At 71.2% G+C, this 15,129-nt stretch carries 13 protein-coding genes; 5 read left to right on the top strand and 8 right to left on the bottom strand.

The annotated features are described in order from the left end of the window. Positions 1 to 82 precede the first annotated feature (82 nt). The 5 genes from rfbB to mqnE are packed head-to-tail and all read right to left on the bottom strand — an operon-like array spanning position 83 to position 4,742. A complete protein-coding gene (gene rfbB, locus K304_RS0117720; protein ID WP_027764857.1) occupies positions 83 to 1,051 on the bottom strand; it encodes a dTDP-glucose 4,6-dehydratase in 969 nt (322 codons plus the stop codon). 15 nt (positions 1,052 to 1,066) lie between these two features. Next, entirely contained in the window at positions 1,067 to 2,275 is a 1,209-nt protein-coding gene (gene mqnC, locus K304_RS0117725; protein WP_027764858.1) for a cyclic dehypoxanthinyl futalosine synthase, read from the bottom strand. A gap of 46 nt (positions 2,276 to 2,321) precedes the next feature. Continuing rightward, entirely contained in the window at positions 2,322 to 3,227 is a 906-nt protein-coding gene (locus tag K304_RS0117730; RefSeq protein WP_051308571.1) for a menaquinone biosynthesis protein, read from the bottom strand. Continuing rightward, the gene (locus tag K304_RS0117735; RefSeq protein WP_027764860.1) at positions 3,227 to 3,520 is read right to left on the bottom strand and encodes a ferredoxin; all 294 of its coding nucleotides are present in this window, start codon (positions 3,518 to 3,520) and stop codon (positions 3,227 to 3,229) included. Before K304_RS0117735 ends, K304_RS0117730 begins: the two co-directional genes overlap by 1 nt. Before the next feature lie 55 nt (positions 3,521 to 3,575). Then, a complete protein-coding gene (gene mqnE / locus K304_RS0117740) occupies positions 3,576 to 4,742 on the bottom strand; it encodes an aminofutalosine synthase MqnE (protein ID WP_027764861.1) in 1,167 nt (388 codons plus the stop codon). A gap of 420 nt (positions 4,743 to 5,162) precedes the next feature. On the opposite strand from mqnE, the gene K304_RS0117745 reads away from it, so the two are divergent. From K304_RS0117745 to K304_RS0117765, 5 genes are all read left to right on the top strand, one after another. Continuing rightward, entirely contained in the window at positions 5,163 to 5,591 is a 429-nt protein-coding gene (locus K304_RS0117745; RefSeq protein ID WP_037790897.1) for a DUF6069 family protein, read from the top strand. Positions 5,592 to 5,781: 190 nt separating this feature from the next. Continuing rightward, complete coding sequence (locus tag K304_RS29630) at positions 5,782 to 7,524, top strand: thiamine pyrophosphate-binding protein (RefSeq protein ID WP_078529298.1); 1,743 nt, start codon at positions 5,782 to 5,784, stop codon at positions 7,522 to 7,524. Next, positions 7,496 to 8,149: an SRPBCC family protein gene (locus K304_RS0117755; RefSeq protein WP_027764863.1), complete on the top strand. Its 654-nt coding sequence runs from the start codon at positions 7,496 to 7,498 to the stop codon at positions 8,147 to 8,149. The genes K304_RS29630 and K304_RS0117755 overlap by 29 nt, the downstream gene beginning before the upstream one ends. After that, positions 8,146 to 9,153, top strand: coding sequence for a 3-oxoacyl-[acyl-carrier-protein] synthase III C-terminal domain-containing protein (locus K304_RS0117760; protein WP_027764864.1), 1,008 nt, complete (start codon positions 8,146 to 8,148; stop codon positions 9,151 to 9,153). Before K304_RS0117755 ends, K304_RS0117760 begins: the two co-directional genes overlap by 4 nt. A 61-nt stretch (positions 9,154 to 9,214) precedes the next feature. Beyond that, positions 9,215 to 10,570 carry an aminotransferase class III-fold pyridoxal phosphate-dependent enzyme gene (locus K304_RS0117765; protein ID WP_027764865.1) on the top strand — a complete coding sequence of 452 codons (1,356 nt, stop codon included), beginning with the start codon at positions 9,215 to 9,217 and terminating at the stop codon, positions 10,568 to 10,570. An 82-nt stretch (positions 10,571 to 10,652) separates the two neighbouring features. Here the strand turns inward: K304_RS0117765 and K304_RS29635 are convergent, their stop codons facing one another. From K304_RS29635 to K304_RS0117780, 3 genes are all read right to left on the bottom strand, one after another. Further along, positions 10,653 to 11,381, bottom strand: a complete 729-nt coding sequence (locus K304_RS29635) for a 4'-phosphopantetheinyl transferase superfamily protein (RefSeq protein ID WP_051308572.1) — start codon at positions 11,379 to 11,381, stop codon at positions 10,653 to 10,655. 150 nt (positions 11,382 to 11,531) lie between these two features. After that, positions 11,532 to 14,303, bottom strand: a complete 2,772-nt coding sequence (locus K304_RS29640) for a LuxR family transcriptional regulator (RefSeq protein ID WP_051308573.1) — start codon at positions 14,301 to 14,303, stop codon at positions 11,532 to 11,534. A 379-nt stretch (positions 14,304 to 14,682) separates the two neighbouring features. Then, positions 14,683 to 15,129: carboxyl transferase domain-containing protein (locus K304_RS0117780; protein ID WP_037791315.1), on the bottom strand; the 447-nt coding region annotated here is incomplete at its 5' end.

Below are 15,129 nucleotides of genomic sequence, written 5' to 3' on the forward strand. Positions count from 1 at the left end.
CCGGCCCGCACCGACGCCGTCCGGAGACGGCACCGCCCGGTCGGCACGTGCCGACCGGGCGGTGAGGGGTGGGGTGCGGGGGTCAGGACACCGGTGACCCCGGTGCCCACCAGTCGGAGCGGTCGCGGTACCACTCGACCGTCGACTTGAGCCCGTCGGCGAAGTCGACCGCCGGGCTGAACCCGAGCTTGGTGATCTTGCCGAGGTCGAGGGAGTAGCGCAGGTCGTGGCCCTTGCGGTCCTCCACGAACCGCACGAGACCCCGGTCCGCACCGCACAGGTCGAGCAGGTGGTCGGTGATCTCGGCGTTGGTGACCTCGACGCCGCTGCCGATGTTGTAGACCTCGCCCGGCGCGCCGTCGGTCAGCACCAGCTGCAGCGCCGCGCAGTGGTCGGCGACGTGCAGCCACTCGCGGACGTTGCTCCCGTCGCCGTACAGCCCGACGGGCTTGCCGGCCAGCAGGTTGGTGATGAACAGCGGGATGAGCTTCTCGACGTTCTGGTACGGCCCGTAGTTGTTGGAGCAGCGGGTGATCCGCACGTCCAGGCCGTGGGTGCGCCAGAAGGCACGGGCGATGAGGTCGCTGCCCGCCTTGGACGCCGAGTAGGGCGAGTTGGGCAGCAGTGGTTCGTGCTCGTCCCAGGACCCGGACTCGATCGAGCCGTACACCTCGTCCGTGGAGACGCACAGCACGGTGCGGACCTCGGCCCGCAGGCTCGCGTCCAGCAGCTGCTGGGTGCCCAGCACGTTGGTGGAGACGAACGGCTCCGCACCGGCCACCGACCGGTCCACGTGGGACTCGGCGGCGAAGTGGACCACGACGTCGTGCCCGGGGAGTACCCGGTCCAGCGCGGCGCCGTCGCGGATGTCGCCCTGGATGAACGTCAGCCGCTCGTGGTCCATCGGCAGGTTCGCCGTGTTGCCCGCGTAGGTGAGCAGGTCGAAGACGGTGACCTCGGCGTCCTCGTAGCCGGCGTAGTCGCCGGCCAGCATGGCGCGGACGTACTGCGAGCCGATGAAGCCCGCGCCGCCCGTGACGAATACCTTCATCGCTCGCGCCACCCCTCAGCCGGCCGTCGGGAGGACCTTGAGGGACCGGCGCTTGCGGATGCCCTCGCCGGAGTCGACCGTGGACGACAGGTGCGAGACGACCTTCTCGTCGACCGGGTCGTGCGCCGGGTCGTCGTGCACGCGCAGGATCTCGTAGGTGGTGTTGCGCTGCGCGGGCACCCGGTCCGAGCCGCGGATGAGCTCGATCAGCTCGGGCAGGTTGGAGCGGTGCTTGGCGCCCGCGGAGGAGACGACGTTCTCCTCCAGCATCACCGAGCCGAGGTCGTCGGCGCCGTAGTGCAGGGTGAGCTGGCCCAGCTCCTTGCCCGTCGTGAGCCAGGAGCCCTGGATGTGGGCGACGTTGTCGAGGAAGATCCGCGAGATCGCGATCAGACGCAGGTACTCCAGGGAGGTGGCCTGCGTGCGGCCCTTCAGCGCGTTGTTCTCCGGCTGGTAGGTGTAGGGGATGAACGCGCGGAAGCCGCCGGTGCGGTCCTGCACGTCGCGGATCATCCGCAGGTGCTCGATCCGCTCCGCGTTCGTCTCGCCCGTGCCCATCAGCATGGTCGTGGTCGACTCGACGCCCAGGTTGTGGGCGATCTCCATGATCTCCAGCCAGCGTTCGCCGGACTCCTTCAGCGGCGCGATCGCCTTCCGCGGCCGCTCCGGCAGCAGCTCCGCACCGGCGCCCGCGAACGAGTCCAGACCCGCCTCGTGGATGCGGCGGACCGCCTCCTCGGGAGTGACCTCGGAGACCTTCGACATGTGCGCGACCTCGGAGGCACCCAGGGAGTGGATGACCAGCTCCGGGTAGGCCTTCTTGATCTCGCTGAACATGCGCTCGTAGTACTCGACGCCGTGGTCCGGGTGGTGGCCGCCCTGGAACATGATCTGCGTGCCGCCCAGCTCGACGGTCTCGCCGCAGCGGCGCAGGATCTCCTCCAGGTCCCGCTCCCAGCCCGCCTCCGACTTCGGCGGGGCGTAGAACGCGCAGAACTTGCACGCCGTCACGCAGACGTTGGTGTAGTTGATGTTCCGCTCGATGATGTACGTCGCCAGGTTCTCGCGGCCGGCGTACCGGCGGCGGCGCACGGCGTCGGCGGCCCGCCCGAGCGCGTGCAGCGGAGCGTCGCGGTAGAGCTCCAGCGCCTCTTCGGGCGTGATGCGGCCTCCCTCGGCGGCACGGTCCAGAGCAGCGGTGAGACGACTGGTCGGGTTGGCCACTTCGGGCCGCCTTTCTCTCTCGGGTGAGGTGCGCGAACCGGCGGCGTCAGGCCGAGGGTCCGGTCTCCAGCAGGTCGATCCGTACGTCCGGCGGGAAGCCCGCCCCGGCGCCGCCCACGCGGCGGGCGAACTCCTTGAGGCCGGCGAGCTGCCGCTCGCCGAGCTGGAAGTCGAGGGCGGACAGGTAGTACCGCTTCAGCGTCTCCGCGTCGAAGTCCTCCCAGCGCGCGGCCTTGGTGCACACCTCGTCGATCTCGTCGAGGAACAGCTCGCGGGAGGCGAGGAACCCGGCGTGCACCTCGCGGACCGTCTCCGGACGGGCCTCGAGGAACTCCCGTCGCGCCGCGAAGACGGCGAAGACGAAGGGGAGGCCGGTCCACTCCCGCCACATGTCGGCCAGGTCGTGGACCTCGAAGCCGAACGTGCCGGCGTCGAGCAGCGAGGCGCGCAGCGCCGCGTCACCGATGACCACGGCCGCCGGAGCGCCGGCCATCATGGTCGGCAGGTCGGGCGGGCAGCTGAAGTACTTCGGCTTCACCCCCACCGACTCGGCGAGCAGCAGTTCGGCGAGCCGCACCGAGGTGCGGCTGGTCGTCGTGCAGGCCAGCGGCACGTCGTCCAGTTCGTCCAGCGGCACCTTGCTGAGCAGCAGGCAGGACATCACCGGGCCGTCGGCGCCGACCGCGATGTCCGGCAGCAGGACCAGGTCCTCGGCGTTGCGCAGGTACTCCATGACGCTGATCGGGCCGACGTCCAGTTCCCCGGCCACGAGCGCGTCGCTCAGCCGCTCGGGCGACTCCTTGCGCAGGTCGAAGTCGAGCAGGTGGCCCGTGCGGGCCAGGCCCCAGAACAGCGGGAGGCAGTTCAGGAAGTCGATGTGTCCGACCCGGGGACGGCGCACCGTCTCCCGGGTCTCCCCTCCGGCGGACGGTCGGCCCGCGACGACCGGCATCAGTCGTCTTCTGCGTTCGGTCCGTACACCTCGACGCCGTCGCTCTGCCGGCGCACGTGGATGCAGTCGCCCGGGCAGTCCTTCGCGGAGTCGCGGACGTCGCGGACGGCGATGGTGGGAACGAGGACGGAGGAGCCCTCCTTCTGGAGGAGTTCGCCCTCCTCGTCCTTCACGTACGCCAGGCCGTCGATGTCGAGTTCGAAGATGTCGGGCGCGTACTGACAGCAGATGCCGTCACCCGTGCACAGGTCCTGGTCGATCCAGACCTCGAGCTTCTCGTCCTGGTCAGTCATCACGTGCCTACCGATCTGTGAGGTCGTCTTCGGGTCGCCGTCGCAAGCGGGCGGTTCACACCCGCATCGGCTGCGGGGTGTCGCGGCGCGCGGCGTCCGGGCCGTCGAACTCGCCGATGACCTCGTAGCGGGTGTTGCGCTCCACCGGCTGGAAACCGGCGTCCCGGATCAGGTCGAGCAGGCTCTCGCGGTTCATCTTGTCGGGGGTGCCGTAGGCGTCGGCGTCGTGCGTGATCTTGTACTCGACGACCGAGCCGTCGATGTCGTCCGCGCCGTGCGACAGGGCGAGCTCGGCGGTGCGCAGGCCGTGCATGACCCAGAAGACCTTGACGTGCGGCACGTTGTCGAAGAGCAGGCGGGAGACGGCGAAGGTCTTCAGCGCCTCGGCGGGCGAGGCCATCTTGGTCCGCTCCATGAGGCGGTTGCGGACCTTGCCGTCCATGGAGTCGTGGAAGTCGTGCTGGTAGCGGAGCGGGATGAAGACCTGGAAGCCGCCGGTCTCGTCCTGGAGTTCACGCAGCCGCAGCACGTGGTCGACGCGGTGGCGCGGCTCCTCGATGTGCCCGTACAGCATGGTGCACGGGGTCTTGATGCCCTTTTCGTGCGCCAGGCGGTGGATGCGCGACCAGTCCTCCCAGTGGGTGTCGTGGTCGACGATGTGCTGGCGGACGTCCCAGTCGAAGATCTCCGCGCCGCCGCCGGTCAGCGACTCCAGGCCGGCGTCGATCAGCTCGTCCAGGATCTCCGACGCGGGCATGCCGGAGATCCGCTCGAACCAGTGGATCTCGGTGGCGGTGAACGCCTTGACCGCGACGGTGTCCGGCAGCGCCTCCTTCAGCGCCCGGATGGAACGCGGGTAGTAGCGCCAGGGCAGCGTCGGGTGCAGGCCGTTGACCACGTGCAGCTCGGTGAGCTGCTCGTTCTCCATGGCCTTGGCGAGCTTGACGGCCTCCTCGATGCGCATGGTGTAGGCGTCCTTCTCCCCCGGCTTGCGCTGGAAGGAGCAGTACGCGCACGACGCCGTGCACACGTTGGTCATGTTCAGGTGCCGGTTGACGTTGAAGTGGACGACGTCGCCGTTCTTCCGCGTCCGCACCTCGTGGGCGAGACCGCCGAGCCAGGCCAGGTCGTCGCACTCGTACAGCGCGATGCCGTCCTCACGGCTGAGCCGCTCGCCGGCCGCCACCTTCTGCTCGACCTCGCGCTTGATCCCTGCGTCCACCCGTGCCATCTCCTCAGGTATGTGTTCGGCATGAGTACAGTCCGGTCGGCACCGCACGGGTCGTCCGCGCCGGTCCCCGCGAACGCCGCCGCGCCGACGCGGCTTTCCGCGCGTTGCCGCGAGTCGGTGCGTACGGGACGCCCGAGGTGCTCCGGGCATGCGGAGGGAACGGCTCGTCACGGGGAGCGGTCGGTTCGCGGTCGCCCTGGACCGGTCGGCCGAGCGAGCACAACACCCCAAGCCAGTGCGGCTCCAGCCTGGACGAGAGGCCCCTAAGGGAATCCCTACAGGCCAGCCCGGACGGTCCGAGCTCCACCCGGAGCGGGTGTCCGTGCCGTTACCGTCGGGCCGCGCCGAGAACCTCCGCGCACCCGGCCTGAAGGACCGGCCGCCCCCACCCCCCGCAGCAGGAGGCTGACCATGACCAGCACTAACGCCGCATCCGGCCCGACAGCGGCGAAGCAGAGCACCAACGGCCCGCGGATCGTCGCCATGGTCGTCGCCACCCTGGTGGGGGCCGCGGTGTGGTTCGTCGCCCGCGTCGCCTTCGACGTGAAGGTGGTCGCGAAGACCGGTGCGACCGAGACCACCGTCCAGCTGCCGTCGGTCATCGTCGCCGGCGTCCTCTCCGGCCTGCTCGGCTGGGGCCTGCTGGAGCTGCTGGAGCGCAAGGCGTCGAAGCCCGGAACCGTATGGAGCGTCATCGCCTCGGTGGTGCTGGTGCTGTCCCTGTTCACCGGCCCGCTGAACGGCGTCACCACGGGTGCGAAGGTCACCCTCGTGCTGCTGCACCTGGCCGTCGGCCTGGTGCTCATCGCCGGCCTCGCCCGCACCGCGCGCAAGCGCTGAGCGCCGCCGACGGCGCAGGGTTGGCCCGGCGGGGGAGGCTCTAGAACAACCACTACCGTCTGCCCGCGACCGTGGCCCGCCCCGACGGCGCGTCCCTACGCTTCCGGCCTGTTCCGACCGTTTCTCCCGGCAGGCCGCACCCGCGTGCAGCCTCCCGTGGAGACGGGTCACCTGCTCCACGGGAGGCACCATGCACAGCGGTGGTCCGCGCGTCGCCGACTACCTGGTGGAATCCCTGGCAGCGCTGGGGGTCCGCCACGTCTTCGGCGTCGGTGGCGCGAACATCGAGGACCTCTACGACGCCGCCCACCACTCGGGCCGCCTCACCCCCGTGGTGGCCAAGCACGAGTTCGCCGCGGCCTGCATGGCCGAGGGCAGCCACCGCACCGGCGGCGGCCTCGGCGTCGTGATGACCACCTCCGGCGCCGGAGCGATGAACCTGGTGCCGGGCGTCTCCGAGGCGTACGCCGCACGGGTTCCGCTGCTCGCGCTCGTCGGCCAGCCGCCCCGCCCGCTCGAGGGTCGCGGCGCCTTCCAGGACTCCAGCGGCCTCTCCGGCTCGCTGGACGCCGTGCAGCTCTTCGGCTCCATCAGCCGCTTCTGCGCCCGGATCGACGACCCCGCCGACGCCGGCGAACTGCTCGCGGCGGCGGTGGACGCCACCCGCGGCCCGCGCGGCGGCCCCGCGGTCCTGCTGCTGCCCAAGGACGTCCAGCAGGCGGCCGCCGAGGGGCTGCTCCCCGTGCGGGACCTGCTGCCGGTCCGCGAGGAACCGGCCGCCGCCCGGCGCGGCGCCGCCGCCGAACTGCTCACCGCGGAGGCGGCGCGCGGCGCGGACGTGGTGCTCGTCGCGGGCGACGGCGTGGCACACCAGGACGCCCGCGCCGAACTCGCACGGCTGGCCGCGCTGCTGGACGCCACGGTGGCCGTCACCCCGGAGGGCAAGGACGCCTTCGACAACCACGATCCGCGGTTCCTCGGCGTCACCGGCGCGATCGGCCACCCCACTGTGCTGCGCGGCATCGAGAAGGCCGCGGTGTGCGTCCTGGTCGGCACCCGGCTGCCGGTGATGGCGCGGGCGGGCCTCGACGTGGCGCTCGCGGACACCCCGCTGGTCGCCTACGACCCCGAGCCGCCCTTCCCCGAACCGCGCCCGGGGGGCCGTCCCGCCCTGCACGTGGACGGCTGCTTGCGCACCGAACTGCATGCGCTCAACGAGGCGCTGGCCGCTCTCCCCGAGCGCCCCGCGGCCTGCGCGGCGGAGGGTCCCGAGCACCTGCTGCTACCCGACACCGGCACCAGCGGCGTACGACTGGTGGACGCGGTGCGGGCCATCGAGGCCGCCGTGCCCGAGGACGCCACCGTCGTCTCCGACGCGGGCAACGCCAGCGCCGCGGCCATCCACTACCTGGCGACGCCCCGCCGCGGGAACTACGTCATCGCCATGGGCATGGGCGGCATGGGCCACAGCTTCGGCGCCGGCATCGGTGCCGCCTTCGCCACCGGCCGGCGCACCTACGTGCTCTCCGGCGACGGCGGCTTCTACGCCCACGGCATGGAGCTGCACACCGCCGTCGAGTACGGCCTTCCGGTCACGTTCGTGATCTTCGACAACAACGCGCACGGCATGTGCGTCACCCGCGAGCAGCTCTTCTACGAGGGCACCTACTCCTACAACTCCTTCAAGCCCGCGGACATCGCGGCCGGGGCGCGGGCCATGTTCCCGTCGCTCACGGCCGTCGAGGCGCACACCGCCGAGCAGCTCCGAGACACGCTGCTCGACACCAACGAGACGGCGGGTCCGGCCCTGATCGGCGTCCGGTGCGACCCGGACGACATGCCGCCGTTCACGCCGTTCCTCCACCTGCTGAACGCCCGGAACACCCACACCTCAGGAGCACCGCATGGCCACCCTGCCCCCCCAGTTGGCTGACATCCCCGGCATCGTCCACTGCGAGATCACGCCCCCCGAGCAGCTGATCCAGGACGCCCGGGAGATGCAGAAGGACGCCTACCCGCACGACGAGATGTTCGGCGACTTCTGCCCGATCCAGAGCTACATCGACTGCCCGCCGGAGGACGTCTTCCGGTACCTCTGCGACGTCAAGAGCCTGGAGGAGTACACGGTCAGCACCCGTGACTTCGAGCCCACCGACGTCCCGGGCGTCTACCTGGGCCGGGACATCATCGTGCCGGACACCAAGATCTACATGCGTCTGGTGTCGAGCGCCGAGGCCATGACGCTGGACTACCACTGCGCGTGGGACCAGGGCGACGACCTGTGGATGCGCTACTTCTTCCGGGTGCTGCCCGCCGAGGAGGTCCTGGGCAAGCCCGGCTCGGTGGTGACCTGGATCAACTGCCACCACCAGAACTACGACAAGAACCCCTATCCCGAGCTGGCCCCGAACTCCGAGCGCCCCTGGGTCGGCGACCTGTGGGACATGTTCTACGCGGGCCACATGATCGAACTGACCAACCTCAAGCGGATCCTGGAGTACCGGCACGCCAACGGCCTGCCGATCCTGGGCTCCGAGCAGCCCGGGGCCGCCGAGTGATACCGGTCAGCCTGGTCGACGTCGACGCGTTCCTCCCGGAGCGCGTCGTCGGCGCCGACTTCTACCTCGCCCCGGACGCGGCCGAGGCCGACTCGGACAACCACTTCCTGCGGGCGCCCGCCGAGCGGCGGCACATCGACCCGCGGGAGACCGCGTCCCAGTTGATGGAGCGGGCCGTCGCGCCGATGCTCGAACGCATCCGTGCCCGGGGCGAGGACGCCCACGTGGACATGGTGCTGACCAACGTCACCATCCCGGACCGCATCATCAACGGTTCCGGTGCGGAGCTCGTCAACCGGCTGGGCCTGAAACCGGCTCCGGAGTGGATCATCGACGTCCACAACAGCGGGTGCATCTCCTTCGTCCACATGATGAAGATCGCGCGGCAGGTCATCGCGAGCGGAGGCGCCCGCAGCGCACTGATCTGCAACGTGGCCAACATGGCCGGCCAGTTCTTCGCCCGGCCCGAGATGCGGCACCGTCGGCACGCGCCGATCCCGGGCGACGGTTGCGGCGTCGCGTTCCTGCGGGCCGGGGACGAGTCCCCGATCCTGGACTCGGTGACGCTGCACGAGCCGCGCTACACCTACGACATGAACCTCTCCGTCGACACCCGAAAGTACTGGGAGCCGGGCGAGGGCGAGGTCGACTTCGGGTTCACCAACTCCGGTGTGCAGGAGATCGTCGAGCGGGGCAACCGCATGGTTCCCCGGGTCACCACCGAGCTGTGCGAGCGCCTGGACACCCCGACGGCGGACATCGACCTGCTGGTCACCAACCAGCCGAACCGGATGTTCCTCGCCAACTGGCGGGAGTCGCTGGGCGTCAAGCCCGAGCGGCACCCGGACACCTTCGACTCCTACGGCAACCTCTTCGGCGCCGGCGTCCCGGTGACCCTGGCCAAGGCACGCGACGACGGAATGCTGCGCAAGGGCGACCTCCTGGTGCTCTCCGGCTTCGCCTACGCGGGCGACTTCGCCGCCGCCACGGCCGTCCGCTGGTGACCTTCCGCGCCAGGCGCCGCACGCACCCGACTCCCCCGGTCTTCCCCTGGAGATACCGCCGATGAACGACATCCCGTCCACCGCACCGACCTCGCCGAGCGGTGACGAGCTCGTCGCCCTGGACCGCCGTCACCTGCTGCACCCGTGGACCCCGCACGGGGTCTCGGAGCAGCTGATGATCGTCGCCGGGCAGGGCTGCGAGGTGACCGACGCGCACGGCCGCACCTACCTCGACGGCCGCAGCGGCCAGTTCAACGCCACCCTGGGCTACGGCAACAAGCGGGTGCTGGACGCCCTCTCGGAGCAGGCCGGCAAGCTGATGACGTACGCCTTGCTGGGCGCGTCCAACGAACCGGCCGTGCTGCTGGGCGCCCGCCTGGCGGAGCTGCTGGGCGAGCCGCTGACCCGAACGCTGTTCTGCAACTCCGGTTCGGAGTCGACCGAGGCGGCGCTGCGCATCGTCCGCATGTACCACGCGATCAGCGGGCGTCCGGAGCGGACCACGATCATCTCGCTGGCCGACTGCTACCACGGCACCACCACCGCGGCCACCGCCATGATGGCCAACCCCATGGCCTGGACCGGCTGCGGGCCCCGTCCGGAGGGCTTCGTGCAGATCCCCTCGCCGACGCGCTGCGGCGCGTGCGCCGCGGGCGCGGAGCACGAGGAGTGCGTGGTCCCGGGCCCGGAGGCGCTGGAGGAGGCCATCCTCGCGGCGGGCGCCGACACCGTCGCCGCGTTCTTCGTCGAGCCGGTGCTGGGTGTGGGCGGCATCCGCCCGCTCCCGGACGGCTACCTCCGGGCGGTACGCGAGATCTGCGACCGGCACGGTGTCCTGCTCGTGCTCGACGAGGTGACCACCGGGCTGGGCCGCACCGGCGCCTGGTTCGCACACCAGCGGGAGGGGATCACGCCCGACCTGGTCACCATGGCGAAGGGCCTGACCAGCGGTTACGCCCCGCTCGCCGCCGTCACCATGACCGAGCGGATCGCGGACGTGTTCGCGACCGACCCGATGCTGGGCGGGCTGCGCCACGGTCACACCACCAGCGGGCACGGCCTCGGCACCGCGGTGGCGCTGTCCGTGCTGCGGGTCATCGAGGAGGACGGCCTGGTCGAGAACGCCGCGGCGATGGGCGACCGGCTGCAGAACGGGCTGCGGGAGCAGATCGGTTCCCTGGACGGCGTGCGTGACGTGCGCGGGCTCGGCCTGATGGTCGGCGTCGAGTTCGACTCCATGGCGCGCGGTTTCGAGGTGCAGGCCGCGTGCGCGGCCGCCGGCGTGATCGTGCGCTGCGAGGGGACCGTGTTGTCGGTGGCGCCGCCGCTGATCGTCACCGCCGAGCAGGTGGACCGGATCGTCGGGGCCCTGCGGGACGCCGTGGCGGCGAGCACCGGGGAGTTCCCGGGCCTCTGACGCGGGACGGTGAGACGCCCGGTGGCGGCGCCCCCGTATGGGGCGCCGCCACCGGTCTGTCAGGGGGACCGTGGGGTGCGTCTCAGGCGAACACCTCGTCGCCGGCGCGCCGTGCGTCGCGGCCGGCGCCCACTCCGACGCCGGCGGGGACGCGTGCGGGGAAGGCTATGGCGGTGACCAGCAGGCCGTGTGCGGCGACCCAGCGCCCGGTGAACTCCTCGGGCGCTCCGGAAACGCCGCGTACGGCGTGCGGAAGCAGTCGAGCGGTGAACTCCCCGTCGGCGGGGTCGAAGGTGATGAGGGCGTCCTCGAATTCCAGCGGACGGCGCATCATCGGAAACCACGTCTTGTAGACGCTTTCCTTGGCGCTGAAGAGCAGCTTGTCCCAGTGCACGGCGGGCAGGTCGCCGAGCAGTTCCTTGACCGCGACCTGTTCCTCGGGCAGGGCGACGGCTTCCAGGACGCCTTCCGGAAGGGGTGCGTCGGGTTCGGCGTCGATGCCGAGGGAGACGGTGCGGGAGACGTCGGCGACGGCGGCGGCGCGGTAGCCGCGGCAGTGGGTGATGGTTCCGGTGACGCCGTCGGGCCAGGTCACGGCACCCCGGGGGCCGCGGGGCAGCGGCTGCGGGGTGGCGACGCCGAGGCGGGTCAGGGCGGCGCGGGCGCAGTGCCGGCCAGTGGTGAACTCGCGTCTTCGGGACTCCACGGACTCCCGTATCAGCGCCCTCTCCTCCGGGAAGAGATAGGCGTCGGGCCGGTCGTGGAACGTGTCGAAGGTGGCGACGTGCGTCGGCAGGATCTGTTCAATCATCAGCTTTCCAGGGTGGGGGGCCATGACCGTGCGACAGGGCTGTACCGACTCTCCCGGGGAGGCCCCGGGCTCAGCCCGGAGCCTAGGGAGCCGACCTGCCCGGCGGCAGCCCCGGCACCCCCCTTGTAGGGGGTTCACCAGGGAATTTCCTCACCGCACGGAAGGCGGAGCGAGTTCGAGTTCGAGCTCCAGCTCGACGGGGAGGTCCGTGCGGCTCTTCACCTTGAGCTTGCGGAAGACCTTCGTCAGGTGCTGTTCCACGGTGCTGACGGTGATGAAGAGCTTGGCGGAGATCTCCCGGTTGGTGTAGCCGAGGGACGCGAGCGCGGCCACCTTGCGTTCGGAGAGCGTGAGCACGTCCGTCGCCTTGGCCGGGGCCGGCGGCGTGACCGGCCACCGGTCGGCGTCGGACGGGAGGAGGACGGCGGGCTCCTCCTCCTTCGCGGCCGCGAGCTGCGCGGGAGGCTGCGGGGCGCCGCACTCCCGGGCCAGGCGTGCCGCCCGGCGGGAGATCATGCGGGCCTTGCCGACCTCGCCGGCCGCCTGGTGCGCCCGGCCCAGGTCGTGCAGCGTCTGGGCGAGCTGCAGCCGGGCGCCGCAGGCCTGGAGCACCTCGACGGACTCCTGGAGGAGCCGCAGCCGGTCCCGGACACCGGAGGTCGCGGCGAGCAGGCGGAGCGCCGTGCCGTGGGCACGGCCGCGGCGGGTGCCGTCCAGCGCGAGCTGTTCCTCCGCGTAGCGGCGCGCCGTCTGCTTGTCCCCCATGCGCAGGTGCACCTCGGCCAGGTCGTTGCGCCAGGGGAGGAAGGCAGGGGCGTCGATGCCCCAGGAGGTCATCAGCTCCGCGCAGTAGCGGAAGTCGTCGAGGGCGGCCTGGAGACGGTCGGTGGCCAGGTAGAAGTGGCCGCGCGCCTGGAGGAACTGGAGGCCGTACCGGGTCTGGAAGGTGCCCTCGGGCACGGGCTTGCGCAGGTAGGCGCGGGCGCTGTCGAAGTCGCCCATCGCGGTGGAGACCCGCAGCAGCATCCCGAGCGGTGCGCCGACGACGACGCCCCAGCCGGACATGCCGATCAGCGACAGCGCACGGGCGGCGTACCGTTCGGCCTCGGCCAGTTCGCCGCCGCGCAGCGAGATCTCGGCGCGGCAGCCGGCGAGGATGGCCTGCCACCAGGCGACCTTGCGGGTGGCCGCCTCGGCCAGCAGTTCGTCGCACCAGCGGGCGGCCAGCGGAAGGTGGTCGGTGAAGATCAGTGCCTGGAGCGCGGACGCCACCGGTTCGATGGAGTCGTCGGAGAGCGGGGTGCTCTGGAGGATCTGCTCCGCGACCCGGCTGCACCGCTCGTCCTCCTCCGGACCCTCGGTGAGGAGGACGCTGAGCAGCGTGGCGGCCTGCGTCTTCCGGCCGGGCGGCCGGGCGGTGGGACGGTCGGCGTCCCGGGGGGCCAGTTCGGCTCCGTGCGGCAGGAAGTGCGGGAAGGCGTGCCGCAGCCAGTGCTGGGTGCTGGTCAGCACCGCTTCGGCGTGCTCGCTGCGGGGCGGCGTGGCCGCCGCGAGGTGGTCGATGATCTCGGCGCCGTCCCGCATCCGGCCGTGCCACATGCCCACCCGCAGCAGGGCGGTGAGCTGGGAGGCGTCCAGCAGACCGGCGTGGTGGGCGCGCATCAGCTGCTGCCAGTGCCGGTCGACGGCCTCCAGGTCGTTGCGCCGTTCGGCTCGCAGCAGCCGCAGGCGCAGCGCCGCGCTCTCCTCGGGGTCGCCGCACACCGACAGGGCGAACTCGAGGTAGCGCACGGCCGACTTTTCGTCGTCCTCCGCCAGGGCCTCCTCGGCGGCGCGGCGGAGCTCGGCGACGGCCCAGTCGGCATGGACGCAGCGGGCGGAGACCAGGTGCTCGGCGACCTCGCTGAAATGGCCGTCCTTGCACATCAGGCGGGCTGCGCGAGTGTGGAGGTCGGCGAGTTCCCCGGTGTCGAGGTCGTCGTAGACGGCGGACCGGGCGTGCGGGTGGCGGAAGCGGCCGTCGGCGACCAGCCCCACGGTGTCGAGTCCCTGGAGGGCCCGGGTCACGGCGTGCGGGTCGCGGTCGAGGAGCTGGGCGATGCGGCTCACCGAACCGGTCGCGTCCAGCACCGCCATCGCGCGGGCGGCCTCCAGCACCTCGGGCCCGCTGCGGTGCAGGCAGGTGAGGACGGCCTGCCGATAGCTCTCGCCGACCTCCCAGGCGCCGCCGCCGACGTGGTCGAGGGAGTCGAAGTAGTCCTCGACCAGCGCACGGACGAGGAGCTGGTTGCCGCCGGTGGTGCGGTGGACCTCGGCGGCGATGCTCCGGGCCGCCTCCGGGCCGAGGTGCCGGGAGAGGACCTCGCAGACGCCGCCGATGCTGAGCGGCGCCAGCCGTATGCGGCGGAAATGCGCCTGACGGACCAGTTCGATCCGGCAGCCGGCGTGCGTGGGCCAGTTGGAGGCGGATTCCGCGAGGGTCAGCACGATGCGCTCGGAGCGGATGCGGTTGGCGAGCCGCAGCAGCCATTCCATGGACGCACGATCGGTGAAGTGGACGTCGTCGACGACGATCACCAGCGGTGCGGTGGCGGAGAGGTCGAGCAGTGCGGTGGCGGCCGCCCGGGCGGTGTCCGGGCCGACGTCCTGCACCGCGAACTCGTCGAGGCCCGGTGCGTCGGCCGGCACGCAGTCGAGGAGCTGGCGGACGACGCCGTACGCGTCCTCACGGTCCGCCGTGCTGGCCGTGGCGGACAGGACCAGGCCGCCGTCGGACGCGCACGCGTCGGTGAAGGAACGCAGCAGCTCGGTCTTCCCGCTGGCGACGGCTCCGCTGATCAGCGCAATGCGGCCGTGCCCCTGGACGCATTCCGAGAATGCCGTCTCGAGAAATCTTGATTCATTTTCTCGTTCCACCAACATTGTCGGGATACACCTTCCCCCGCAATTCCATACCGAATGCCAAGAAGGGAGCGAGGCCGCCGGTACGACTACCGCTGAAAGTTGTTCCAGCCGTAACGCGCCGGAAACCTGACGTTCTCTCAACCGTGCTGTGACCTGGTCCCTCGTGGTCGTTGAGCCCTGGTCACGTCCGGAACACTAGGCGGCGGTCAGCGGACTGTAAACCCTTGCCCAAGGCACTGAGTGCCACCCCGGAAACCGTCATTGGACGTGACCAATCCGGGCGCGCGGCGCCACGGGCGCCCTCCGTCGCAGGTCGCACCGTCATGACGTCGGCGGGTCAAATCGGGGCCCGTGACCGGTGAGGTTCAGGCCCGCGCGGCGAATTCCATGACACCTGTCACTGGGGCGGGTTGCCGTGCTTGCGGGAGGGCAGGTCCGCGTGCTTGCTGCGCAGCATCCGCAGCGAGTCGACGAGCACCTGCCGCGTCTGCGCCGGGTCGATCACGTCGTCGACCAGCCCCCGCTCGGCCGCGTAGTACGGGTGCATCAGCTCCGCCTTGTACTCCTTGACCATCCGGGCCCGCATCGCCTCCGGGTCGTCCGCCGCCGCGATCTGCCGCCGGAAGATCACGTTCGCCGCACCCTCCGCGCCCATCACCGCGATCTCGTTCGTCGGCCACGCGAACGTCAGGTCCGCCCCGATCGACTGGGAATCCATCACGATGTACGCACCCCCGTACGCCTTGCGCAGCACCACCGAGATCCGCGGCACCGTCGCGTTGCAGTAGGCGTACAGCAGCTTCGCCCCGTGCCGGATGATCCCGCCGTGCTCCTGGTCCACTCC

It is taken from the genome of Streptomyces sp. CNS606, assembly GCF_000426325.1.